Source organism: Caballeronia sp. dw_19, assembly GCF_018449515.1.
Classification (GTDB): domain Bacteria; phylum Pseudomonadota; class Gammaproteobacteria; order Burkholderiales; family Burkholderiaceae; genus Caballeronia.
On the sequence record NZ_JAAVUQ010000002.1, the window covers coordinates 1 to 25,352 of the forward strand.

At 60.9% G+C, this 25,352-nt stretch carries 21 protein-coding genes; 15 read left to right on the plus strand and 6 right to left on the minus strand.

Translation table 11 applies throughout. The features are described 5' to 3' along the window. Window positions 1-663 precede the first annotated feature (663 nt). Window positions 664-1,062, minus strand: a complete 399-nt coding sequence (locus tag HB376_RS02790) for a DUF6232 family protein (RefSeq protein ID WP_213761912.1) — start codon at window positions 1,060-1,062, stop codon at window positions 664-666. Between the two features lie 220 nt (window positions 1,063-1,282). On the opposite strand from HB376_RS02790, the gene HB376_RS02795 reads away from it, so the two are divergent. Then, the gene (locus HB376_RS02795) at window positions 1,283-1,651 is read left to right on the plus strand and encodes a YciI family protein (RefSeq protein ID WP_213761913.1); all 369 of its coding nucleotides are present in this window, start codon (window positions 1,283-1,285) and stop codon (window positions 1,649-1,651) included. A gap of 26 nt (window positions 1,652-1,677) precedes the next feature. Further along, a complete protein-coding gene (locus HB376_RS02800; RefSeq protein WP_213761914.1) occupies window positions 1,678-2,070 on the plus strand; it encodes a VOC family protein in 393 nt (130 codons plus the stop codon). 13 nt (window positions 2,071-2,083) lie between these two features. On the opposite strand, the gene HB376_RS02805 is transcribed toward HB376_RS02800, so the two are convergent. Then, window positions 2,084-3,004: a LysR family transcriptional regulator gene (locus tag HB376_RS02805; RefSeq protein ID WP_213761915.1), complete on the minus strand. Its 921-nt coding sequence runs from the start codon at window positions 3,002-3,004 to the stop codon at window positions 2,084-2,086. A 252-nt stretch (window positions 3,005-3,256) separates the two neighbouring features. Here HB376_RS02805 and HB376_RS02810 point away from each other — a divergent pair, with 252 nt between their 5' ends. The 8 genes from HB376_RS02810 to HB376_RS02845 all read left to right on the plus strand — a co-directional run bounded on the left by HB376_RS02810 (window position 3,257) and on the right by HB376_RS02845 (window position 13,758). Then, the gene (locus HB376_RS02810; protein ID WP_213761916.1) at window positions 3,257-4,738 is read left to right on the plus strand and encodes a UbiD family decarboxylase; all 1,482 of its coding nucleotides are present in this window, start codon (window positions 3,257-3,259) and stop codon (window positions 4,736-4,738) included. Beyond that, window positions 4,738-5,361 carry a UbiX family flavin prenyltransferase gene (locus HB376_RS02815; RefSeq protein ID WP_213761917.1) on the plus strand — a complete coding sequence of 208 codons (624 nt, stop codon included), beginning with the start codon at window positions 4,738-4,740 and terminating at the stop codon, window positions 5,359-5,361. Before HB376_RS02810 ends, HB376_RS02815 begins: the two co-directional genes overlap by 1 nt. Beyond that, entirely contained in the window at window positions 5,358-8,447 is a 3,090-nt protein-coding gene (locus tag HB376_RS02820; protein WP_213761918.1) for a molybdopterin cofactor-binding domain-containing protein, read from the plus strand. The genes HB376_RS02815 and HB376_RS02820 overlap by 4 nt, the downstream gene beginning before the upstream one ends. Next, entirely contained in the window at window positions 8,444-9,259 is an 816-nt protein-coding gene (locus tag HB376_RS02825) for an FAD binding domain-containing protein (RefSeq protein WP_213761919.1), read from the plus strand. Before HB376_RS02820 ends, HB376_RS02825 begins: the two co-directional genes overlap by 4 nt. Then, a complete protein-coding gene (locus HB376_RS02830) occupies window positions 9,256-9,798 on the plus strand; it encodes a 2Fe-2S iron-sulfur cluster-binding protein (protein ID WP_213761920.1) in 543 nt (180 codons plus the stop codon). Before HB376_RS02825 ends, HB376_RS02830 begins: the two co-directional genes overlap by 4 nt. Next, window positions 9,791-11,341 carry an AMP-binding protein gene (locus HB376_RS02835; protein WP_213761921.1) on the plus strand — a complete coding sequence of 517 codons (1,551 nt, stop codon included), beginning with the start codon at window positions 9,791-9,793 and terminating at the stop codon, window positions 11,339-11,341. Before HB376_RS02830 ends, HB376_RS02835 begins: the two co-directional genes overlap by 8 nt. Window positions 11,342-11,344: 3 nt before the next feature. Then, window positions 11,345-12,151, plus strand: a complete 807-nt coding sequence (locus HB376_RS02840; protein ID WP_213761922.1) for an enoyl-CoA hydratase-related protein — start codon at window positions 11,345-11,347, stop codon at window positions 12,149-12,151. A gap of 233 nt (window positions 12,152-12,384) precedes the next feature. After that, complete coding sequence (locus HB376_RS02845; protein ID WP_213761923.1) at window positions 12,385-13,758, plus strand: MFS transporter; 1,374 nt, start codon at window positions 12,385-12,387, stop codon at window positions 13,756-13,758. 24 nt (window positions 13,759-13,782) lie between these two features. On the opposite strand, the gene HB376_RS02850 is transcribed toward HB376_RS02845, so the two are convergent. Next, complete coding sequence (locus tag HB376_RS02850) at window positions 13,783-14,694, minus strand: LysR family transcriptional regulator (protein ID WP_213761924.1); 912 nt, start codon at window positions 14,692-14,694, stop codon at window positions 13,783-13,785. A gap of 170 nt (window positions 14,695-14,864) precedes the next feature. Between HB376_RS02850 and HB376_RS02855 the strand changes: the two genes are divergently transcribed. From HB376_RS02855 to HB376_RS02865, 3 genes are all read left to right on the plus strand, one after another. After that, window positions 14,865-15,548 (plus strand): dihydrofolate reductase family protein, encoded by a 684-nt coding sequence (locus HB376_RS02855; RefSeq protein WP_213761925.1) that lies wholly within the window; start codon window positions 14,865-14,867, stop codon window positions 15,546-15,548. A gap of 121 nt (window positions 15,549-15,669) precedes the next feature. After that, the gene (locus tag HB376_RS02860) at window positions 15,670-15,966 is read left to right on the plus strand and encodes a metalloregulator ArsR/SmtB family transcription factor (RefSeq protein WP_213761926.1); all 297 of its coding nucleotides are present in this window, start codon (window positions 15,670-15,672) and stop codon (window positions 15,964-15,966) included. Window positions 15,967-16,035: 69 nt separating this feature from the next. After that, window positions 16,036-17,097, plus strand: coding sequence for an alkene reductase (locus tag HB376_RS02865; protein ID WP_213761927.1), 1,062 nt, complete (start codon window positions 16,036-16,038; stop codon window positions 17,095-17,097). A 103-nt stretch (window positions 17,098-17,200) separates the two neighbouring features. On the opposite strand, the gene HB376_RS02870 is transcribed toward HB376_RS02865, so the two are convergent. After that, window positions 17,201-19,870, minus strand: a complete 2,670-nt coding sequence (locus HB376_RS02870; protein WP_213761928.1) for an excinuclease ABC subunit UvrA — start codon at window positions 19,868-19,870, stop codon at window positions 17,201-17,203. Between the two features lie 736 nt (window positions 19,871-20,606). On the opposite strand from HB376_RS02870, the gene HB376_RS02875 reads away from it, so the two are divergent. After that, window positions 20,607-22,262 carry a bifunctional aspartate transaminase/aspartate 4-decarboxylase gene (locus HB376_RS02875; protein ID WP_213761929.1) on the plus strand — a complete coding sequence of 552 codons (1,656 nt, stop codon included), beginning with the start codon at window positions 20,607-20,609 and terminating at the stop codon, window positions 22,260-22,262. Window positions 22,263-22,366: 104 nt separating this feature from the next. On the opposite strand, the gene HB376_RS02880 is transcribed toward HB376_RS02875, so the two are convergent. Continuing rightward, a complete protein-coding gene (locus tag HB376_RS02880) occupies window positions 22,367-23,542 on the minus strand; it encodes a porin (RefSeq protein WP_213761930.1) in 1,176 nt (391 codons plus the stop codon). 379 nt (window positions 23,543-23,921) lie between these two features. Here HB376_RS02880 and HB376_RS02885 point away from each other — a divergent pair, with 379 nt between their 5' ends. Further along, window positions 23,922-24,290, plus strand: coding sequence for a nuclear transport factor 2 family protein (locus HB376_RS02885; protein WP_213761931.1), 369 nt, complete (start codon window positions 23,922-23,924; stop codon window positions 24,288-24,290). Here the strand turns inward: HB376_RS02885 and motB are convergent. After that, on the minus strand, window positions 24,279-25,352 hold the full coding sequence (motB, locus tag HB376_RS02890) for a flagellar motor protein MotB (protein ID WP_213761932.1): 1,074 nt from the start codon (window positions 25,350-25,352) through the stop codon (window positions 24,279-24,281). The genes HB376_RS02885 and motB overlap by 12 nt on opposite strands.

Below are 25,352 nucleotides of genomic sequence, written 5' to 3' on the forward strand. Positions count from 1 at the left end.
GGCATTGACCTCGACCGCTAACCCCAGAACCTAGCAACCCGGCATAGACCCTGACCGCTAACCCCAGAACCTAGCAACCTGGCACTGACCCCACCCACTAACCCTGGAACCTGGAAATCCAGCGCCGACCCTGACCACTAACCCTAAGAACCAGCGCTCCGGCATCCCCGAAACCCCGTCCACCGGCGCGAGCAAAGCCAACCCTGGCGCGAGCGAAACCAACCACTTTATTGCCGCAGCGTGAACGTCGTCGCATGCCCCAAGGTTGCCTGTTCAAACCGGGAAGTCACCACCCCAATCACATCATTCAACGTCCGCGAAGGCACTTCAACGTGCAACGTGACGCAATCATGCCGGCGATCGGTCGCCACCACCTGCATGCGAGCCTCACTCCCCAGCGCCTTCTGTAAAACGCGGCGCGGCCCGCTAGAGTCAAGCCCCGGCAAGATGAGATCGAACGCGACTACCGTGTGAAGCTTTCGCGTGGCCCGCACGAACGGCTTGGCCGCAGGAACAGAAGAGGAACGGACCGGGGAAACAACGCTTGCCTGAAGCATCGGATGTTGCACCGTCTCGCGACGGGCGGTGGTGGGAACAACACCACTTTAGCGAGCCACGCATTAACAACGGGCATGGATCGCTACAGTCCGCGTAAAGAAAACGTTAAATAGGCGCCGACGTGGCCACTGCCGGAATGCCCTCGCGCACCAGCTTCGCCACGCGCTGCGCAAACTCCTCGTCCTTCGTCGTGAACACCTCACGTTCGCCTGCCGGCGTCGTGACGTACATCCTGTAAATCACATCCTGCGTAATCCACGACAAATATCCCACTACCGCAATCATCACGCCCAGCAACAACGCCGGCCCTGAACCGAGAATTCCACCCGTCACCGCGACGATCAAACCGATCACACCCAGCGTAATCGGCAAGGGTTTCTGCCGCGGCACCATCACCACCGTTGCCCCGAGTAAATCGCGCAACGGAAACAACTGGCCCGACGCACTCAGGCCAGCGCGGGCAAACGTAATACCTCGTTCGTTGAAAGGGAGATCCTGTTGCATGGTTCGAAGTCTTGTCGGCGGAAAGAAAGGCGCAGATTAACAGACACGCCCACCTCCGGGCATCCCGCACATCGCCGCATGAGAGTTCGCCCCGGCGCAAAGCGGGTCATGCACTCCAATCCCATCCGTTACATTTCGATACTTTTTTGCACCCGCTTTCGTCGATTTCGACCCTGCTCATGCGTCTACAGGGTGAAGCCACCCCTAAGCGGAGACATCGATGAAATTCCTGTGCCTCATTGTCTTTGACGAACGCGTGCTCGACGATCTGTCGAAACGCCAGTACGACGCGCTGGTCGATGAATCCCTGGCATACGATGAGCGTCTGCGCGAAACCCGCCAGCTCATTGCGGCGCAGGCGCTGCACTCCGCCAAGGAAGCGGTCACGCTCAGGGTCCGTGGCGAGGATGTTTCGATTACGGACGGTCCGTTCGCGGAGACCAAGGAGCAGGTAGGTGGTTTCGTCCTGATTGAGGCACGTGACATGAATGAAGCGATGCGCATCGCGTCAGGATTCCCCGTCGTTCGCTTGGGCGGGGTGGAAGTGCGGCCGGTCAGGGAGTTGCGCGCGTCGTGGCCGGACGCATGACTTGCACAAACTGAAAGGAGCAAACAATGCAAACGCTATTGAAAGACAGCCCGGCGTTCAGCGGCTTCGCGGTGAAGGATCTCGCTGAAGCGAAGGCGTTTTACAGCGAGACATTGGGCATCGAAGTGACGAGCGATCCCATGGGCATTCTCAAGCTGCATCTGGCGGGTGGCAACACCGTACTGGTCTATCCCAAGCCCGATCATGTGCCGGCGACATACACCGTACTGAACTTCCCGGTCGATAGCGTGGACCACGCAGTCGACACACTGAGCGCGCGCGGCGTGAAGTTCGAACACTACGACATGCCGAGTCTCAAGACCGATGCCAAAGGGATCTGCCGTGGCCCCGAAGGCCCGGTGATTGCCTGGTTCAAGGACCCGGCGGGCAATATTCTCTCGGTGCTTGAAGAGCGGTAAAGAAGGGCCGGGGTCATGCTCGCGCCTCCATCGTCGACTCGCTGGAGACGAGCCGCAATTCGTCGGCGATGATTGCAATCAGCGCTTCGGCAGCCGCGCTCAATGGGCGCCGTGGATGGCTGATCCGCACAATATGGCGCACGATTCTCGGCGCGAGAATGGGATAGGCGCGCAGCGTGCCGAGCCGCACCGCGCGCTCCACCACGATGCGCGGAAGGATCGTCGCAAAGCGCGTGCTTTCGACCAGCCTGACGATCGTGCTCAGCACATCGATCTCGAAACGTGGTGCGAGTAGTACGTCTTCGTGCTGGGCGGCGGTATCGAGTACGCCGCGCAAGCCATGGCGCTTCGTGGGCAACACCAGTTCGAGTTCAGGAAGCTGCGCAAGCTCGATGACATGCGGCAGGTCAGGACCATGCACGGCACTGGTGACGAGCACCATCTCTTCATCGAGCAAGGGCTGCGAGTCGAGTGACAGGCGTGCGCGCGGTTTGTTGATCAGCGCGGCATCGAGTTGTCCGCCCGATACCCAGTCGATAAACGTCGCGCTGTAACCGTCGGACACGGTGACTTCCACATGCGGATAACGAGCGTGAAACCGCGACAATGAATCCGCCAGCACGCTCTCCGTCACCGACGCAATCAAGCCGATCGATACGTGCCCCGTCACCACTTCGTCACGCTGCACCAGTTGCTGGCGCGCGTGTGCAAGGTCCCGCACGATCGGCAGGAAGAGGCGGTACATCAGGCGTCCCGCCGCGGTGGGCGCCATACCGTGTGCCCCGCGTTCAAAGAGTTGTTGATGCAGTTCGTCCTCCAGCTTGGCGATCTGCATGCTCAAGGCTGGCTGCACGATGTTCAGCCGCTTGGCCGCGCGCGTGACGGAACCGTCCTCGAACAGGGCGATGAAATACTGAATCTGCTTCAGGTCCATGTAGGTCGGCTCGTAAAGAGAATGGCCCGGCGGCCAGGCTATCAATAGATCTAATGAAGCAGCCGCTATTTATCAGATGCGCGGTCAGAGGGTACCGCGCCCAAGTCCCATGGTATTGATATTCCACTAACGAAAGACTTACATCAGGGCAAACACGGATATCACGACCACTGATCGAGAACATCAAAAAACAGTATTAGAAGTTATATCGCGTTGTCGCTACGCTTCATTTCAGAAATGATGGAGACGCAGATGAACCAACGTGACGCCGCGACGAACGGCCCAGCAACAACCCCACTTGCCCGCCAATCCTTCGACGTATTGTCGCTGCGTGGCTGGCTCGCCCACCTCTCCGCCACAGGACGCGTCGCGACCATCGCCAAACCGGTCGCGCTGAAACATGAGCTTGCGGCCGTGGCGAAGCGGCTCGACGGCAAGCAAGCGGCAGTATTCCTAGCCCCCGGCGGCCACGACATGCCGGTAGTGAGCGGCTTTATGTCCAGGCGCTCGTGGATTGCCGAGGCTATGGGCGTGGCGGAGAAAGACCTGTTGCAACGTTTCCGCGATGCAGCGGATCATCCGCTGCCATGGAAAGAAGTGCCCGCCGCGCAAGCCGCTTGCCAGCAAGTCGTGCATACCAGCGGTATCGACCTTCACGCGCTGCTGCCGATCCCCACCCATAGCGAACACGACAACGGTCCGTACATCACCGCAGGTCTCGTGATTGCACGAAACCCCCGCACTGGCGTACAGAACGTTTCGATCAATCGTATCCAGGTGCACGCCCGCGACCGCATGGCGATCCTGCTGCTGCCGCGCCATCTTCATGCGTTCCAGAAGGCAGCCGAGGCCGCTGGCGATGCGCTCGATATCGCCGTCGCAATCGGCGTTGATCCGCTGACCATGCTCGCGTCCCAGGCCATTTCTCCGATCGATTTCGACGAGCTGGAGATTGCCGGCGCATTACACGGCACGCCCTTGCCGGTCGTTAAATGCGTGACGAACGAAGTGCGCGTACCGGCGTTCGCGGAGATCGTGATCGAAGGCCGCATCCTGCCGGACGTGCGCGAAGCGGAAGGTCCGTTCGGTGAGTTTCCGAAGTATTACAGCGCGCGGGAAGCGCGTGAAGTGATCGAGGTGACGGCGGTTACGCATAGGCAGAAGCCGGTCTATCACACCATCGTGCCAGCCGAAATGGAGCACTTGTTGCTCGGCGGGATTCCGCGCGAGGCGACGCTTTTATCGCACCTTCAACGCAGTCATCCGGGTGTGACCGACGTGCATCTTTCAGTGGGTGGCGTATGTCGATATCACCTGTGGGTGCAGCTCGCGAAGAAGCGCGAGGGCGAAGCGAAGAACGTGATCCTGTGTGCATTCGGCGCGCATTACGACATCAAGCAGGTCGTGGTGGTGGACACCGACGTGGACATTCATGATCCTGCCGAGATCGAATGGGCGATCGCCACGCGTTTCCAGGCGGACCACGATCTTGTGTTGATCGAAGGCGCGCAAGGGTCGCCGCTGGACCCGTCGACGACCGTCGGTCATCCCGACGATGCCCCCCCGCATCTGCAGGGCATCAGCGCGAAGATGGGTCTCGACGCCACGCGCCCGGTGGTCTATTCGGGCCATGTGTTCACCCGCGTGCGGATTCCCGGCTACGACGCGGTCGATCTCGACGCGCTCGTTGCTCCCGATAACGACGGCTTCGACACCTACCTGAGCGCGAAGTAATGAGCGCCGATCAAAAGCCGCGTCTGGTCGTCGGCATCTCGGGGGCGAGCGGCGCTGTGATCGGCGTGCGGCTGCTTGCCGCGTTGCGCCGGATCGGCACGCACGAGACGCATCTGATCGTGTCGGCGTCGGGTGCGGTGACGGCGGCGCAGGAGCTCGGGCTTACGCGCCATGATCTCGATGGGCTGGCCGATGTCGTGCATAACGTTCGTGATGTCGGCGCGTCGATTGCGAGCGGTTCGTTCGTGACCAGCGGCATGGTCGTGGCGCCCTGTTCGATGAAAACGCTGGCCGCGGTGGCGAATGGTTTTGCCGATAACCTGCTCACGCGCGCAGCCGACGTCATGCTGAAAGAGCGCCGCCGTCTTGTGCTGGTGGCGCGCGAAACGCCGCTCAATCTCGCGCACTTGCGCAATATGACGATGGCGACCGAGATGGGCGCGATCGTCATGCCGCCGGTCCCGGCGTTCTACGCGCATCCCAAGACTATCGAAGACGTCGTTGACCATACCGTCGGCCGGATTCTCGATCTGTTCAGCATCGAGCACCGTGAAATAGCCCGGCGATGGAGTGGTCTTGCCGATGAGTTCGGCGCGCGACGCGACGAAGGAGCAGACGAATGAACCAGCGCGAACCAACCGGTTTCGCCGGTATCGACGCGCGCGCGTCTGAGGCGGTCGAAATAGCGCACGAGGTGCAAGATGCACCCGTGGTGCAAGAGGCGCTGGCGCAGCCGGTGAAGCCAAAAACAAAGCATGTTGGGAAGTCGTACGAACGTTTCGAGGACCCCGCCATCCTGACCGGTCGCGGCCGATATGGCGACGACCTCGGTATCAAGCCAGGGACGCTGCACGCGGCCGTCCTGCGCTCACCGCATGCTCATGCCGAACTGATTTCTATCGATACCACCGCTGCGCTCGCATGCGAAGGCGTGCGGGCGGTACTGACGCGTGACGACCTCGCTGCGTGGTCGCGCCCGTTCGTGGTCGGCGTGAAGTCGAAGATGGAGCAGTGGGCGCTTGCGACCGATCGCGTGCGCTATGTCGGCGAACCGGTTGCGGTCGTGATGGCAGAAACGCGTGCGCTGGCCGAGGACGCACTCGACCTGATCAAGGTGGAGTACAAGACGCTCGACCCGGTGACATCGATAGAAGGCGCGCTTAAAAGCGACGCGCCGGTGCTGCATCCGAATGTCCAGACCAACGTGATCAGTGACCGCAGTTTTCGCTACGGCGAGCCCGAAGCGGCATTCAGCAACGCGCCGCATCGCGTGAAGCTGGAAGCGCACTATCCGCGCAATACCTGTGCGCCGATCGAATGCGCCGTGGTCGTGGCCGAGTACCTTTCCGGCGACGAAGGTTACGAGGTTACCTCGAACTTCATGGGGCCGTTCTCGCTGCACGCAGTGATGGCGCTTGCGCTGAACGTGCCGGCTAACCGTTTGCGTCACAAGGCGCCGCGCGATTCGGGCGGCAGCTTCGGCGTGAAGCAGGCCGTGTTCCCGTACGTGGTGCTGATGTGCCTGGCCTCGCGCAAGGCGAACGCGCCGGTGAAATACGTGGAAGACCGGCTTGAACACCTGAGCGCGGCGACCTCGGCCACGGCGCGGCTGACCACGCTCGAAGCGGCCGTGGAAAACGATGGCCGGATCACCGCGCTCAACTACGACCAGATCGAGGATTGCGGCGGTTATCTGCGTGCGCCTGAGCCTGCCACGTTTTATCGCATGCACGGCTGTTTAACGGGCGCCTATGCCATTCCCGGGCTGCTGGTGCGGAATAGGGTCGTGCTGACCAACAAGACGCCTACGGGTCTCGTACGCGGTTTCGGCGGCCCTCAGGTTTATTTCGCGCTCGAGCGCCTGATGCAACGCATCGCGATCGAGTTGAAGCTGGATGTGCTGGACGTGTACCGGCGCAATTTTGTTCCCGCCGACGCCTTCCCTTATCGTGCAGCGGCCGGTGCATTGCTGGACTCGGGCAATTATCAGGAAGCGTTGAAACGCTCGCTCGCCGAGGGCGGTTACGACGAGCTCAAGGCACGCCGCGAAGCTGCACGCAAGGAAGGCCGTTTGTACGGCATCGGCTTCGCGGCGATCGTTGAGCCGTCGGTATCGAACATGGGTTACATCACGACGGTGATGCCCGCCGAAGCACGCAAGAAGGCAGGACCTAAGAGCGGTGCGATTGCGAGCGCGACAGTCAGCGTCGACCTGCTTGGCGGCGTGGTGGTGACAGTGGCGTCGACGCCGGCGGGGCAGGGGCACATGACCGTGTGCGCGCAAGTGGTGGCGGACGTGCTCGGGCTCGCGCCGCACGAGATCGTGGTGAACGTGGAGTTCGATACCTACAAGGACGCGTGGTCGGTGGCGGCGGGAAATTATTCAAGCCGCTTTGCGGGAGCTGTCGCCGGCACGGTACATCTCGCGGCCATGCGCGTTCGCGACAAGCTGGCGCGGATTGTTTCAGCGCAGCTTAAATGCAAGCCGGACGATATCCGTTTCGAAGGCGGACGCATCTACAAAGCAGGCGACGAAACCCGCGCAATGCCCTTCGGCCGCGTGGCCAGCAACGCCCCGCATTGGGCGCCTGCGTTGCTGCCTGAAGGCGAAGAACCGGGTCTGCGCGAGACGGTGTTCTGGACGCCGGAAAACATGGACGCACCCGACGAGCAGGACCGCATCAATACATCGGCGGCCTATGGTTTTGCCTTCGATATGTGCGGCGTGGAAGTGGACCGTGCAACGGGGCGCGTGCGGATCGACCGCTATGTGACCGCACACGATGCCGGCACGTTGCTGAACCCCGCACTCGCCGACGGCCAGATTCGCGGCGCGTTCGCGCAAGGGCTCGGTGCGGCGCTGATGGAAGAGTTTCGTTACGGTGCCGACGGCAGTTTCCAGTCCGGCACGCTAGCCGATTACCTGATGCCGACCACCTGCGAAGTGCCCGATCCGATGATCATTCATCTGGAGACGCCATCGCCTTTCACGCCTCTTGGCGCCAAGGGACTGGGCGAAGGCAACAACATGAGCACGCCGCCGTGCGTGGCGAATGCAGTGGCCGACGCGCTCGGTGTAGATGACATCCGTTTGCCGCTCACGCCTTCGAAGGTGATGGCGCTGGTCGGTATCGATGACCCGGAGCCATCGCGGCCCGAGTTCCGGGAGACGCAGCAGAAGAAGCCGGTCTTGCCCGGCGGCAAGGCACTGACCGCGCAAGGCAGCGTGGATCTTGCTGCATCGCCGGAAGCGATCTTCGCGGTACTGCTCGATCCGAACGCGCTTGCCAAGGTGATCCCCGGTTGTCATGCGCTCGAAGCGAAGGGCGAGAACGCGTATCGCGCCGATGTGACCGTGGGTGTCGGGATGATCAAGGCGCGCTTCGAAGCGGAGATCACGCTGTCTGATCTCGATCCGCCGCACCGGTTGCGTCTCGCTGGCGCCGGCATGTCGTCGCTTGGCAGCGCGCGTGGCAATGGTCTCGTGGAACTCACGCCCGTTGGTACCGGCACGCGGCTCACCTACGACTACGAGGCACAGGTATCGGGCAAGGTCGCAGCGGTAGGCGGACGGATGCTTGAAGGCGCGGCGAAGGTCGTGTTGCGCCAACTGTTTGAATCGCTGGGACGTCAGGCGGCGGGCAAGCCCGTGAAGAGTGGCGCTTCGTGGCTCGGCAGGCTCGTTGCGCGCTTCAGGAGGAAGTCATGAAGCCGGCGCCATTCGATTATCTGCGCGCCGTTTCCACGCACGACGCGCTCGAGGCCCTCGCGCAAACCGGCGAAGAGGCCCGCATTCTCGCAGGCGGTCAGTCGCTGATGGCAGTACTGAACATGCGGCTTGCACAACCGCGGGTACTGGTCGATATCTCGCGCACCGAGGAACTCGACCGCGTGAGCATTGACCACGATTCTCTTGTAGTGAACGCTGCCGCCACGCAAGGCAGCGTGGAATGGCGGCCGTCGCTGCAGAACGAAGTCCCCTTGCTCGCGCTCGCGTTCCCGCACATCTCGCATTTTCAGATCCGCAATCGCGGCACCGTATGCGGTTCGATCGCTCATGCCGACCCCAGCGCGGAGTTGCCGCTGGTGCTCTCGGTGCTCGGCGGCAACGTCATGTTGCGATCGAAGAAACGCAAGCGCGTGCTCAAGGCGGAAGACTTTTTCCAGGGCATGTTGATGACCGCGCGCGAGCCCGACGAACTGGTTGAAGGTGTGCGGTTCCCGCTGAAGCGAGCCGGCGAGCGATACGCGTTTACCGAATTTTCTGCCCGCCACGGCGACTTCGCGATGGTCGCGTGCGCCGCCGTGGTCACCGATACATCGATCAGGATCGCCGTGGGCGGCGTAGCGGACCGGCCGGTGGTCGAGCAATGGCCAAGGCTGCACGGCGATGACTTGCGTGGCGCGCTGAACGACTTGAGCTGGAAGCTGAATGCGCAGGACGACACCCATGTCAGCGCAACGTATAGACGCCATCTGGTGCGGCAACTTGGATGGCGCGTGATAGAGGAGGCGAAGTGAGCAAGACATCATCGACCACGCTTGCGCGGGGCGAGCGCAGGCGTATCACCTTGACGCTCAATGGACGGGAGCGTACGGGCTTTTGCGAATCGCGCGACCTGTTGTCCGATTTCGTGCGTCATGAACTGGGCGCAACCGGAACACATGTGGGTTGTGAACATGGCGTATGCGGTGCGTGCACTGTGCAAGTGGACGGCGTCGCGGCCCGGTCGTGCCTGATGCTGGCGGTGCAGGTGGAAGGCCGACGTGTGGACACGGTTGAAGGTCTCGCGCCCGACCAGACGCTGGGCGATCTGCAAAGGGCGTTCCAGCGTCATCATGCATTGCAGTGCGGCTTTTGCACGGCGGGCATTCTCATGTCGTGCGCGGACTATCTGAAGCGTGTACCCGACCCGACGGAAACGCAAGTACGCGAGATGCTGTCGGGCCATCTGTGCCGGTGTACGGGCTACACGCCGATCGTGGCGGCAGTGCTTGATGTTGCAGCTTTGCGTAACCAGAAGAACGAGCACAGCAAGAAGGAGCCGGAACATGCTTGATCTCGGCCGGACTTTTTTGCAAAGCGTTGAACGCAGCCCCAACACGCTTGCCCTCGTGGATGGCGACATCAGGCTGACTTACGCGCAGTGGCACGACACCATCCTCAAGGCGGCCGGTGGTTTGCGCGAGCTGGGTCTCGCACGCGGCGACCGCTTGCTCGTAGTGCTGCAAAACCGCTGGGAGATGGCGACCTTGCATTGGGCCTGCCAGTTCGCGGGCATTGTCATGACGCCGTTGAACTGGCGCGCGAAGCCCGACGAACTCGACTATTGCGTGACCGATGCGGGCGCGAAAGCGGTCGTGTTCGAACCGGTTTCCGCCGATGCCGTCTATGCAAGCGAGGCGGCGCAGAAGCTGCCGCGTATCGCACTGGACGATGCCCACGGCACAATTTCGTTCGATGCGTTGCTGAGCGGACAGGCAGCGAGCGTCACGACAGAAGCCACGGCCGACGACATCTCGCTGATCCTCTATACCTCCGGGACAACGGGCAAGGCAAAGGGCGTGCCGCGCCGCCACCGGCATGAGCGCGCTGCAGCGCTAGCGCACGTCGCACAGAACCTGTACCGCTACGGCGAGCGCACGCTCGGCGTCATGCCGCTGTATCACACCATGGGCGTGCGTTCGCTGCTCGCCATGGCGCTGGTCGACGGCCTGTTCGTTTGCGTGCGGCGCTGGAACGCCGCACTGGCGCTGGAATCGATTGGCGCGTTCGAGCTCACGTGTCTGTATCTCGTGCCCACGCTTTATCACGACCTGCTGGCCGCGCCCGGCTTTGCAAATGCAAGCATAGGTTCGGTGACGAAGCTCGGTTTCGCGGGCGCACCCATGAGCGATGGCCTGCTGAAGCGCCTGTCCGCCGCATTCAAGCCCGAACTGTTCGTGAACCACTATGGCTCGTCCGAGGTGTACACGTTCAGCATCGACCAGGACGCCACGCGCAAACCGGGCAGCGCGGGACGCGCGGGGATCAACACGCGGCTGCGCGTGGTGAAGTTGGATGCCGCCTCGCCGGCCGATTTCGCGGCCGTGCACGAGGAAGGCCAGATCATTGCGGACCTGCTTGGCGACGAAGCATTTGAAGGTTACTGGAATCGTCCGGACGCGAATGCGAAGTCCCTGCGCGACGGCTGGTACTTCACCGGCGACACGGGTTTCTTCGACCAGGACGGTGACCTCTTCGTGAGCGGCCGGGTGGACGACATGATCATCAGCGGCGGAGAAAACATCTCGCCAGTGGATATTGAATCAGTGTTGTCGCTGCATCCAGCCGTGGACGAAGTGGCGGTCGCGGGCGTGAAGGACGAACGCTGGGGACAGCGCGTGGTCGCGTTCATCAAGCGCCGTGATTACGTCGATTCCGGTGCGCTCGATGCCTGGTGCCGCGAGTCGGATCTCGTGAATTTCAAGCGTCCGCGCGACTACGTTTTCGTCGACGACATTCCAAAGTCGCCGGTCGGCAAGATCCTGCGCCGCAAATTGTCTGCCGGTGAATATGACATCGACACCACGAACAACCCTACCGAAACAACGAAGGAGTAACCGATGACTGACTTGACCCATCGCGGCCAGACGCTGTTGCAGGACCTGGACGGCTTCTCGATCGAAATCGATGAAAAACGCGAGCGCGCCGATATCATTTTGCATCGTCCGCCGTTCAACGTCATTTCGATGCATGCACGCGACCAGTTACGCGCGGCGTTCGAAGCACTCGACGAGGATGACCGCGTGCGTGTGATCGTGGTTCGCGCCAACGGCGAGCATTTTTCGAGCGGCGGCGACATCAAGGGTTTCCTTGAGGCATCGCCGGAACATGTGTCGAAACTGGCGTGGAATATCGCGGCGCCCGCTCGCTGCTCGAAGCCGGTGATCGCGGCGAATCGCGGCTTCTGCTTCGGCGTGGGCTTCGAGTTGTCGCTCGCTTGCGACTTCCGCATTGCGACCGACACGACCTTCTACGCGCTGCCGGAACAGAAGCTCGGCCAGATCCCCGGATCGGGTGGATCGGCGCGTCTGCAGCAAATGGTGGGCATTGGCAGGACCAAGGACATTGTGATGCGCTCGCGCCGGATTCCCGGCAAGCAGGCGTATGAGTGGGGTATCGCGGTGGAGTGCGTAGCGGATGCGCAGCTGGAAGCCACGACTGATTCACTCGTCGATGAACTGCGCGCGTTCTCACCGCTCGCACAACGCACAGCCAAGAAACTGCTCAACGACACGGAAGATGCACCGCTCTCGATCGCTATCGAACTCGAAGGGCACAGCTATAGCCGGCTGCGCACATCGGACGATTTTCGTGAAGGTGTGGAAGCGTTTCATGGCAAACGCAAGCCGATGTTTCGCGGTAGCTGAGGGTGGCGACGGTTGCATTGCACTATAAGCAACCGTCTTGCATGAGACCAGAGTAAGGCGCTAAAGCGCGGGCACCCGATGCTGAGCATGCAAGTCAGTTCCGGTGCGCGCGTACAGCACCGGCATTCAATACACCCAACGATTTCTTAAACGCCAACGAGAGCACGACAGTTCGATGTGCCAAAAACACGGTGCCATTCGAGAGAGGGCACCGCGACCTTCAAGGAGATAACATGTCCGTAGCAGCACAGGAAAGCGCCGCCATGCCCGAAGTAAACACGCGGCAGGTGATGGGCGCAGTCGTGGCCTCATGCCTGGGCTGGGCACTCGATCTATTCGATCTGTTCGTGCTGTTATATGTGGCTCCCGTGGTTGGCCGGCTGTTTTTTCCGTCCCAACATGCGATGCTTTCGCTGGCTGCGGTCTATGCGTCATTCGCCGTGACCCTGCTGATGCGCCCGCTCGGCTCCGCGTGGTTCGGTTCCTACGCGGACCGGCACGGGCGCAAGGGCGCGATGATTCTCGCGGTCGTCGGTGTGGGGATATCGACGGCTCTTTTCGGTATCCTGCCTACCGTTGCGCAAGTCGGCCTGGCAGCGCCAATCCTGTTTCTCGCATTGCGCCTGGTGCAGGGCGTGTTCGTGGGTGGCGTGGTAGCGTCCACGCATACCATCGGCACGGAATCCGTTGCGCCGAAGTATCGCGGCGCGGTCTCCGGGCTGATCGGCGGCGGCGGTGCGGGGCTGGGCGCCTTGCTCGCTTCTATCGTCTACCTGACCATGTCGTCGATCTTTCCGGGTGAGCTCTTCGACGTCTGGGGCTGGCGTTGCATGTTCTTCACCGGCATTATCAGTTCAGCGCTTGGGCTGTTCGTGTTCAATAGCCTCGAAGAGTCGCCGTTGTGGAAAAAGCTGGCGGATGAGAAGGCCGCAAAAGCCGCGGCACGCGATGTTTCCGCGCCGGTGGAAATCATCCGGTCGCCGATCAAGACGCTATTTTCGCGGGACTATCGCGGCATTCTGTTCGTCAACCTGCTGCTCACGATCGGTGGCGGCAGCGGTTATTACCTGACCTCGGGTTACCTGCCGACCTTCCTCAAAGTGGTCAGCCACGTGCCTAACGGCGTGGCCGCTGGCATCCTGATGATTGCGAGCGTGGGGGTACTCATCGCGTCGGTGGCGGCGGGGCACCTGAGCACGTTCATAGGCCGCAAGGGGGCGTTTATCTGGCTCGGACTGGTGCGCCTGGTCGCGCTGCCCGCGCTGTTCCTGCTGTTGCCCACCGCACAAAGCATCACGATGATCTGTGTCTATGCGGTCGTGTTGAGCGCACTCGGCAGCGCGGGGTATGCGCCTATCCTGATCTTCCTGAACGAGCGTTTCCCGACCGCCATCCGTGCAACCGGAACGGGGCTGTCCTGGAATATCGGCTTTGCGATTGGCGGCATGATGCCCACCGCCGTCTCGCTGGTGGCGAAGGACCCGGGCGAATTGCCGATGACGCTGGCGATCTTCGTCGGCGTGATCAGCGTGATCTTTCTTGGCGGTGCGTTCATCGTGCCGGAGACACTGGGCAAGCTCGAGAATCGTTCGGCGCAGGTGAGCTGACGTTCTCGAGCCCGAACCGTCGAATCAAGCGGACGTAGCGGTCGTGGTCACGCGACGAATGTTGTCGGTGATGATTTCGATGAGCGCGTTCGTCGCGGCGCCAATTGGCCGCTTCGGATGACTCACGCACACGATATGCCGCACGATCCCCGGCGACGCAATGCGGTAAGCGCGCAGCAGACCGTCGTCCACTTTCCGCTGGACAACGACGCGCGGCAGGATGGTCGCCACGTTGCTCTGTTCGACGAACTGCACGATTGTATTCAGCAGATCGATTTCAAACTTCGGCTGGATGACTATATCCGCGTTGAGAAGCGCAGCATCCAGCACGCCGCGCAGGCCGTTGCGGCGGGTGGGCAGCACGAGTTCCAGATCACCGAGTTCAGCCAGGTCGATGGCCTCGGGCATCGGCCGTCCATGAGTGGCGCTGGTGACCAGCACCATCTCTTCGTCGAGCAAGGAACGCGTGTCGAGTGACAGGCGCCCGCGCGGCTTGTTGATGACCGCGGCATCCAGGCGCCCGGCCTCGACCGCATCGATCAATTGCGCGCTGAAGCCGTCCGCCACCGACACTTCCATTTGCGGAAACAGCGCGTTGAAGGTCGCGAGCGATTCGGGCAGCACGCTCTCCGCTTCGGACGACACCATGCCGAGCGCCACGCGCCCGGTGACGATCACGTCGCTGCGGCTGAGTTGCTCGCGGGCGTGTTCGATATCGCGAATGATCGGTACGTATAGCCGATACATCAGGCGCGCGGCTTCGGTCGGCGTCATGCCATGCGGTCCGCGCTCGAACAACGGCTGGTGAAGCTCTGCTTCAAGCTTCGATATCTGCATGCTGAGCGCCGGCTGCACAATGTTGAGCCGCTTCGCCGCGCGCGTGACCGAGCCGTCTTCGAACAGCGCGATGAAATAGTGAATCTGCTTCAGGTCCATGAATGGCGGCGCGTTGTCCGTGCGATCCAAAGGACGAATGAAACCACAAGCATCCTCCCGGCGCCAGCGTGTTCTGGCTTTCAGGAAGGTTCCATCCTGCTTTTTTCGGTGGTGGCGCGGAACGCTACTTGCTGCATTGCTCGGTTCCCCCAACGTCCAAACCAACGCCCATGAAGCCCTATATTGTTTGCCACATGATGTCTTCCGTCGATGGCCGCAGTCTCACCGACGGCTGGCATCTCGACTTTGCGTCCGATCTCTACGAGAACACGGCCGGCACCTTTGAAGCCGACGGCTGGATTTGCGGCCGCGTTACGATGCAGGAAATCGCCCACGGAGAGGGTTATCCGAAGGGCCTCGCGAAGCAGCCGGTTGCTCGCAGGAATCACTTCGCCGAACGGGGCGCGGACCAGTACGCCATTTCCATCGACCCGAAGGGACTCGTTGAATGGAAGTCGAATACCGCGTTGAAGTCGCACGTGATTGAAGTGGTGACGGAACAGGTCTCCGACGACTTCCTCGCCTATCTTCAGTCGATTGGCGTGTCATACGTTTTCGGTGGCAAGACCGACATCGACCTGGCAGATGTAGTCAGTACGCTTGAACGCGAACTGGGTGTGAAGAAGCTGATCGTGGAAGGTGGCTCGCACGTGAGCGGTGCGTTTGTGAATGCCGGTCTGGTCGATGAAGTAAGTGTGCTGATCCTGCCACTCGTGGATGGCCGCAGCGAACATCCGTCCTCATTCGAGGTTGCGATGGACGCATGGAAAAGTCCCGCATATCTGGCCCTTACATCAGTGGAGCAGGTCGCTCACGACACGGTCTGGCTACGCTATACGCGCAAAACGACCTAACGGGGAACGCTCAAGCGGCGAGATTCGGGATTACCCCTACAGGCTATACTGGATTGCTTGTATATCGGATTTTTACGAAATATACTTCGTTTCATCGCGATTCTACTTAAGCCGTTTTTCCATGGATATCGACGCCATTCACAAGGCCCTGGCTAACCCGGTCCGCCGCGAGATTCTCGTGTGGCTCAAGGAGCCCGAAGCCTACTTCCCCGAGCAGGAGTTTCCGCTCGCGAATGGCGTGTGCGCCGGGCAGATCGACGCACGTTGCGATATGTCCCAATCCACGGTGTCGGCTCACCTGGCCACGCTTCACAAAGCGGGCCTGGTGACCTCCAGGCGGGTTGGGCAGTGGATATTTTTCAAGCGCGACGAAGCGGTCATTCAGGCGTTTCTCGATCAGCTTCGCAACGGCCTTTGACGCATTCAACTTGGTCCCCGTGTTCTGGTTGCCGGATATCATTCCACCCTATTTAGGAATACTTTCAAAATGCCAAATCTTTTCGACCCGCTCAAAGCCGGTGCCTTTAATCTTCGTAACCGCATCATCATGGCGCCGCTCACGCGTCAGCGCGCGGGTGTTGAACGTGTGCCCAACGCGTTGATGGCGCAGTACTACGCCGATCGTGCTGCAGCCGGCATGATCCTGAGCGAAGCGACGTCGGTTACGCCCCAAGGCGTGGGTTACGCTGAAACGCCGGGGATCTGGTCCGACGAGCAGGTCGAAGGCTGGAAGCTCGTGACGAAGGCGGTCCATGACGCAGGCGGCACGATCCTGCTGCAACTGTGGCACGTCGGCCGGATCTCGGACCCGATCTTCCTCAACGGTGACTTGCCCGTGGCGCCTAGCGCGATTGCGGCGCAAGGCCATGTGAGCCTGGTGCGTCCGCAGCGCGAATATGTGACGCCGCGCGCGCTCGAACTCGACGAGATCCAAGGGGTGGTCGCGGCGTTCCGCAAGGGTGCCGAGAACGCGAAGCTTGCCGGTTTCGACGGCGTTGAGGTGCACGGCGCGAACGGTTATCTGCTCGACCAGTTCCTGCAGGACAGCACGAACAAACGCACGGACATCTACGGTGGCCCGATTGAAAATCGCGCACGCCTGATGCTCGAAGTGGTCGACGCGTGTATTGAAGTGTGGGGCGCTGACCGGGTTGGCATGCACCTCGCACCGCGCGCCGATTCGCACACCATGGGCGACAGCGATCGCGCCGCTACCTTCGGTTACGTGGCACGTGAGTTGGGCAAGCGCAAGATCGCTTTCATCGCAGCACGTGAACGCGTGGGCGAAGACTCGATCGGACCGCAGTTGAAGCGAGCCTTTGGCGGCGTGTATATCGCTAACGAGAAGTTCACCAAGGAAAGCGCTCAGGCAGCGCTCGACCGGGGTGACGCCGACGCCGTCGCGTGGGGGCAGTTGTTCATCGCCAACCCGGATCTCGTGAAACGCTTCGAAAGCGACGCCGCGTTGAATGCGCCCATCCCCGAGACGTTCTATGCTCGCGGCACTGAAGGGTACACGGACTATCCGACGCTCGAGACGATGGACTAAGTGGACTAAGCGTTCCGGTTTTGGTGTCCAGCAGCCGGTGGCTCAATAGGGAGTCACCGGCTGTTTTGTTTCCAGGCCCTCGCTCAGTTGCTCAGCCGAAACCTCAGGGCAGGCAGGCCTTTAGATACCTCGACGTATAGCTGCTGGTTTTCCCCCGCTTCACTACGTCTTCCGGCGTGCCGCTGACCACCATCTTTCCGCCTTCCTCTCCTGCGCCCGGTCCCATGTCGATGACCCAGTCGCTTTGGGCCGCCACGCGCATGTCGTGCTCTACCACGATCACTGTGTTGCCCGCATCGACCAGACCCTGCAATTGAATCAACAAGCGGTCGCTGTCCGTGGAATGCAGTCCGGTCGTGGGTTCATCCAGGATGTAAAGGGTCTCGCCCCGCTGCGCTCGCTGAAGTTCGGTCGCCAGCTTGATCCGCTGCGCCTCGCCGCCGGACAGTTCAGTGGCCGGTTGGCCCAGGCGCAGATAACCCAGTCCAATGTCCTTTAGCACGGTGAGCGCGCGCATGATCTGCGGTTCTTCGACAAAGAACGCACATGCAGTGTCCACGGTCATCTGCAGCACGTCCGCAATGTTCTTTTCCTTCCATTCGATCTCCAGCGTTTCCGGGTTGTAGCGCGTTCCTCCGCACGTTGAACACGGTGCATATACGCTCGGCATGAACAGCAATTCGACACTCACGAAGCCCTCTCCCTCGCACGTCGGGCAGCGGCCCTTCGCAACGTTGAACGAGAACCGGCCCGCGTCATAGCGGCGTTGGCGTGCTGTAGGCGTCTCCGCGAACAATTTGCGCACGTGATCGAAGAGGCCGGTGTAGGTCGCGAGGTTCGAACGCGGCGTGCGCCCGATCGGCTTCTGGTCGACTCGTACCAGTCGCCGGATTCGCTCCATGCCGGCCGTTATTTCGCCACCGGTCGGAATGTCCTCGACATCCAGCAACGGATCGCGCTCTTCATCCGTTTCTGCTGTGATCGGCCGGCCAAGCCGGTCCGCGACCAATTCCGGCAGCGCCTGACTGACAAGGCTTGATTTGCCCGAGCCCGAGATACCCGTGACGGTCGTGAAGCAGCCGAGCGGAAAAGCGATCTCCAGGTCGTGCAAGTTGTTACGCGTCACCTTCTCAAGCCGCAACCAGGCGGTCGGCGTGCGTTTCGAACGCGGGGTTGGCCGGTAATCGCCAAACAGATGCAGCCGCGTTTGTGATTCCTCGATGTCCGCCAATCCCGCCGGTGGCCCGCTATATACGATCTGGCCGCCTGCCGCGCCCGCGGCCGGACCCACATCCACCAGCCAGTCCGCCCGGCGCATCATCTCCAGATCATGCTCGACCACGAACAGTGAATTGCCTGCGGCCTTCAGGCGCAGTAACGCGCTGAACAACGCTTCGCCGTCGGCGGGGTGAAGACCGGCGGAGGGTTCATCGAGGACATAGATCACGCCGAACAACTGCGATGCGAGCTGCGTCGCAAGCCGCAGCCGCTGCAACTCGCCCGACGATAAAGTCGGCGTGCCCCGGTCCAGCGCCAGATACCCCAAGCCGAGATCGATCAGCGTGGTCAGGCGTTCGAGCAACTCGCTCGCAATCCGTTGCGCCGCAACCTGCTTCTCCCTGGATTGATTCGTAGTCCGTCTGATATCGGGAGAGGCCTTGTGTTCCGATCCGCCGGATGCGACCCGTTGTGCGACGGCTGCGCGCATCTCGTCTTTGCTCAATATTTCACCGGCCGATGCCGATATTGTCGTGCCCGCTGGCGCCTCACCGCGAGCAACAGGGAGCAATACATCGGCGACACGGGCGAGCGGCATCTGCGATAACTCGCCTATATCAAGTCCCGCGAATGTCACGGACAGCGCCTCGGGCTTCAATCGCTTGCCATGGCACGACGGACACGCGCTGCTCACCATGAAACGCGACACGCGCTTTTTCATCAATGCGCTTTGCGTATTGGCAAAGGTGTGCAGCACATATCGTCGCGCGCCTGTAAACGTGCCCTGGTAGCTCGGTTCCGCGTGGCGCTTGAGCGCCGCGCGCGTCTCTTGCGGCGTCATGCCGGCATACACGGGAACGGTCGGCGTCTCGTCCGTGAACAGGATCCAGTCACGGTCTTTCTTCGGCAAGTCGCGCCACGGCGTATCGACATCAAACCCCAGCGTGACCAGGATGTCGCGCAGGTTCTGACCATGCCACGCCGGCGGCCACGCAGCGACTGCGCGCTCGCGGATAGTCAGCGAGTCGTCGGGGACCATCGATTGCTCGGTCACTTCGTAGACACGCCCCAGACCGTGACACGTGGGACACGCCCCTTGCACCGTGTTCGGCGAGAAATCCTCGGCGAACAACATAGGTTGCTTCGCCGGGTAGGTACCGGTGCGCGAGTACAGCATGCGCACGAGGCTGGACAGTGTGGTCACGCTGCCCACCGACGAGCGTGCGTTGGGCGTACCGCGTTGCTGCTGCAGAGCGACAGCGGGCGGCAAGCCCTCGATGGAATCCACTTCGGGAACACCGACCTGATCGATGAGGCGACGCGCATAGGGCGCCACGGATTCGAAATAACGGCGCTGCGCTTCGGCATAGAGCGTGCCGAACGCCAGCGACGACTTGCCCGAGCCCGAGACGCCGGTAAAGACGACGAGCGCGTCGCGCGGAATGTCGACATCGATGTTGCGAAGGTTGTGCTCGCGCGCGCCCCGCACCCGCACGAAGCCGGTCCGGGATGGATGGGGTGGTGTGTGTTCGGGCTTCTTGTTTCGAGTTGGCATGCGCTTGACGCTGTTGTGTGGTTCGGTTTGCCTGCACGGTAGCGAGGACGTGTCTGAATACGGTGAAGCAGTCGCGCGACACCTGGCCTGGCGGATTGCAGACAGTTTAAGTGGCTTGCGAAATTGCTGTCGATCCGGCATTGGCATTGGGCGCACGGCGCGTGCCCGAATACTTGCGTTCTGATATCCGGGATATACCAGGGTTTTCGGAAGGTTTTAAGCAACCCGATCAAATCGGCTAATTAGTCTGTTATGTTTCTGTTCAACACGTAATCTCCTTCATGCGCGAGTCTGTCCATCATTGCAATCGGTAATACGGTCGAATATCAGGCACGCTTGGGTATCAGCGCTTTAAACGCTGTTTGATTGCTTGCGCGCGATGGCCTTTGCCAGCAAAGGCCATCGCGCGCAAGCCCCACGAGAAAACATAAAGCGATTGCGTTTGAAGTTTTCTCCCCTAGACTATTAACTCGCAAGCCTGCGGACGGTATCTTGATTATTTCATTGCCCAAAATTATCGTGATCATAATGCATAAACAATCTGTGTATTGATTTGCGGAATTGTTGCGAAGTTCAGTTGAAAAGGAGTGGTGTAGTGCCCGGTTAATGAGCTGCAATCGGGCTGCAATCAAAGACGCAAAACCTGAAAATTCATTGCCGCTTTTCTCCCAAAGGGACTGACGTTTACCCGAGAACGTCGTTCTTTCAAGCAGTCGATCATTTCTGGAGGTGTTGGATGGCAAAATCTACAAAGGCGGGCTCGCAGGAACAATCCAAGATCGCGGCGCTCAGCCCGTTCGAACTCAAGGATGAATTGATCAAGGCCGCCGGCGGCGGCGCGGTCGAGCGCCCCGCCAACGCGGCCATGCTTAACGCAGGCCGGGGCAATCCGAACTTCCTCGCCACCATTCCGCGCCACGGCTTCTGGCAACTCGGCCTTTTCGCCATGCGCGAGTCGGAGCGCTCGTTCGCCCACATGCCTGAAGGGTTGGGCGGCTTTCCGAAACACGAAGGACTGGAAGAGCGCTTTGAAATTTTTGCACGCGACAACAAAGGCGTTGCCGGCATCGACTTCCTGCGCGGCGTGCTGTCATATGTGCGCGACCAGCTTGGTCTTGACGGCGGCGAGTTCCTGTACGAAATGTGCGAGGGGATTCTCGCGTCGAACTATCCGGTGCCGGACCGGATGCTGAAGTTGTCGGAGGTGATTGTTGCGCAGTACCTGAAGAAAGAAATGATCGGCAAACACCCGTTCGTTGGCGACTTCGATATCTTCGCGACCGAAGGCGGCACCGCCGCCATGACCTACATCTTCAACACGATGCGCGAGAATCACCTGATCAAACCAGGCGACACCATCGCGCTAGGCTCGCCCATCTTCACGCCGTACATAGAAATCCCGACGCTTAACGATTACCAGTTGAACGTAGTCAACCTGGACGCCGATGTGGAACTCGGCTGGCAATACTCGAAGAAGGAACTCGACAAGCTGCGCGATCCGAAGGTGAAGGCGTTCTTCCTCGTGAATCCGAGCAATCCGCCTTCCGTCAAGATGGATACCGAGAGCCTGGAGTACATCGCGGAGATCGTGAAAGAGCGGCCGGACCTGATTCTGCTGACCGACGACGTATACGGCACCTTCGCCGACGATTTCGTCTCGCTGTTCGCGCTCTGTCCGAAGAACACCATCCTCGTGTATTCGTATTCGAAGTACTTCGGCGCGACTGGCTGGCGGCTCGGCACGATCGCCATGCATCGCGAGAACGTGATCGACGAACTGATCCGCAAGCTGCCAAAGGAGCAGCGCAAGGAATTGCATGAGCGTTATGAGTCGATCACCACTGAACCGGAGAACCTGAAGTTCATCGACCGCCTGGTGGCCGACAGCCGTACCGTCGCGCTGAACCACACCGCAGGGCTCTCCACGCCGCAGCAGGTGCAGATGGTGCTGTTCTCGCTCTTCGCGCTGATGGATACGCCTGAGGCTTACAAGAACGCGCTCAAGCGCCTGATTCGCGGCCGCAAAGAGGCGTTGTACAGGGAGATAGGGATTTCGTTTGACGACAGCGATGTGAACCAGGTCGATTACTACACCATCATCGACCTCGAATTCCTTGGCAATCGTGCCTATGGGCCGGAGTTCGTCACGTGGCTCTTCGAGAACACCGAGCCCTCCGAACTGCTGTTCCGGCTCGCGAAGGAAGCACGCGTGGTGCTCTTGCCGGGACGTGGCTTCGGCACGCAACACCCATCGGGCCGCGTGTCGCTCGCCAACCTCAACGAGAGTGACTACAAGGCAATCGGCCGCGCGATGCGCAAGCTGATGGTGGAGTATGTCGAGCGCTATAACGCCGCAACGGGCAAGTCGCTCGATAAGAACAAGGTGCTTTGAGGCAACGGCGCTTCGAGAGAAGCGTCTGAACGAGCGTCAAACGAAAAACGGGCCACTGGGGGAAAAGTAACCCCAGTGGCCCGTTTCATCATCAAACGCCTGCTTTAGAACTTGTGGCGAATACCCACGCGTGCAGCGACCTGATTAGTCGTACCCTTGCCCGAGTTGCCGAAGTAGCTCGTGCTTGAACCTATTTGAGCCTGCACAGGTGTGCCCGCATTCGAACCCGACGCGTCTTGATAGATAGCCAGCGCGTACACATCGGTACGCTTGCTCAGCGCATAGTCCACGCTTGCATCGACCTGTTGCCACTTGCCTGTCGCCGCATCTGTGAGCTTCATGTACGTGTAGCCGAGGCCGCCGGTAAGGGCCGGCGTGAATGCATACTTGCCGCCGATTTCATAGACGTTGAACTTCGACGTCGCGCCCGTGATGGACTCAAAGCGCGTGTTGGTCCAGAGGCCGAACACCGTTGCAGCAGCAAACTTGTAGCTGGCGCCAATACCGAACGTGCGCAGATCCTTCGAACCACCCGTCGAGACGTTCGCAATGCTGGTGCTGAACGTCGGCGTCGACGAACCCGGGTAGTGGATGTCCGTGTAAGCTGCGCCGATACTGAACGGGCCGGTCGCGTAGTTCGCCCCGAAGCTATAAGCGCGCGATGAACCTTGCGTCGTGACGCCGGCGGTTGTCGTGGTGGGCGAACCCGAGAATGCGCCAGCCTGGTTCGAGAAGCCGTACAAGCCGCCAAATGTCACGCCGTGGAAGTTGGCGCTGCTGAACTTGATCGCGTTGTTGATGCGGCTCGACGTGAGCTGGTCGACGTCGTTGATGTGGTACGCGTAGTTGCCTGCAACCGTCTGGCCGCCGATGGAATACGAACCGCCGAGGTAATCGGTCGAGAACGAGTATTGCCGGCCGAGGGTCACCGAGCCGACATCCGACTTCGAAATCCCCACGAACGCTTGCCGGCCGAATTCCGCGCCGCCCTGGCCGAGCGTGCCGTTGCCGCTGTTGAAGCCATTCTCCAACGTGAAGATCGCCTTCAGGCCGCCGCCCAGGTCTTCAGCGCCGCGCAGGCCCCAACGGCTGCCTTGCGCTACGCCGTCGTCATACTTGAAGTTCTTCGAGCTGCCGTTGCCGACCATGCTGTGGTTCACATAGCTGATACCGGCGTCAACAAGGCCGTACAGCGTGACGCTGCTTTGAGCCTGAGCGGAAGTAGCCGATGCAGCGAATGCCGCCATTGCAGCAGTGGCGAGCAGTGTTTTACGGTTCAAAACGTTCTCCCTAAGCGTGGGTGTGAGTAAGTGACGTGAGTAAGTGACGCAACTAATCGGTTCAAGTAACTGATGCAAACAAGTGATGCACGGCATCGGACTCTGACGGTCCGTAGCTCGCGACGGGCGGACTTTATCGAATGAATATGTAAGGTATATGACAGTTGTTTTTAAGCTACGGCCAGAGAAAAAAATACTTCCGGCAAGCCTCTGGACCGGTTATTTGGCGAGCAGTCAGCCGACAAATCAGCCAACGAATCGACCCATGCAAAGCTGCTCGTCGAGCGGCTTGGTCCGGTATCGAAAGAGAGCGCGTAAGCGCGCTTTCGCCAGTCGTTGCGCTATGCTGGCGGCTCATCTTCAAGCCAGGGGCGAAGCGATGACCGAGAGCGTGATTGCGGAACTGGAAGGGCGCTTGCGGGACGCCATGCTCGCATCGGACGTGGATGTGCTGGATACGCTGCTCGCCGACGACCTCACGTTCGTCGACGCAACAGGCAAGGTGTGGAGCAAGGCCGATGACCTGAATGCGCATCGCTACGGGATACAGCGGATCGAGCGGCTGGAGATCAAGGAACAGACAGTGCGCGTGTACGACAAGAGCGCCGTGACGCTCACGCATGCGGCGCTAAGCGGCCAATTCGGCGGCGTGCCGCTCTCGGCCAACCTTCGCTACACGCGCATGTGGGTGGAGACGGAGAGCGGCTGGCGGATCGCCGCCGCTCACTGCAGCGTGCTAGCTTTTTAAGGCTGGCCCGGCGCTTGCCGACACAGCACGCGGCTTGGCCAGTTGCTCCTCCACTACAGCCTGAATCACAGCGCTTGCGGGCTGTGCCCCGACTGCTGCCGGGATCATCGAGCTGGCCGGCCGCGACTCATCCACGGCGGTGCGGCCGCCGTCCGCAAAGAACGTTTGCTCGGCGGCCTTGTTCAAAACCAGGATGCTGATACGCCGGTTAGTGGGTTCGTCGGCGACTGCCTTGTTGAGCGGCAATACATTGGCTAGTCCGCGTACTTGCAGGATCTTGCCTTCGTTCATGCCGCCGGCGATCAGCGCGCGGCGTGCGGCGTTCGCCCGTTCGCTCGATAACTCCCAGTTCGAATAACCTGCTTCACCGCCCGAGTACGGCACGGCGTCCGTGTGTCCGGCGATCGACACGCGGTTGTCCACGTCGTTTAGGGAGGCGCCGATCTGCGAGAGGATGGTCACCACGTACGATTCCAGCTTCGCGCTGCCTGAGGGGAACATAGGCCGCTTGAGTGAATCGACGATCTCTATGCGCAATCCTTCGCTTGTGATGTCAATACGAATCTGATCCTTGTACGCGGCCAGTGCTGGCGTGTGTTCGATCAACGCGCTGAGCTTCTGCTTGAGTTGCTGCAAGCGCTGCGCGTCGTCCTTGGCTGCGGCAGCCGCAGTCGCGCTCGCGGCCGCGGCCGCACGTTGGGCCGTCGTCGGCAACGGCTGAGGCTGGCTCTTGGTCGCCTCTCCCGGACGCGAACTGGAGAGATCGCGTCCACCGCCTTCGATCACGCTCGTGCGAGCGGCGCCGCTGCCGTCCTTGCCGCCGAAGACCGCTGAAAGCGGCGTGTTGAAATAGTCTTCAATACCCTGCTTGTCGTACTTCGAGGTCGAGCCGAGCAGCCACATGAGCAGGAAGAACGCCATCATGGCCGTCACGAAATCCGCGTAGGCGATCTTCCATGCACCGCCATGATGGCCAGCATGCCTGGACTTCCTCTTGCGTCGCACTACGACGGTCGGCGCCAGCACCGATTGCATGGGCTCGCGGGAGGGGATGTCAGCCAT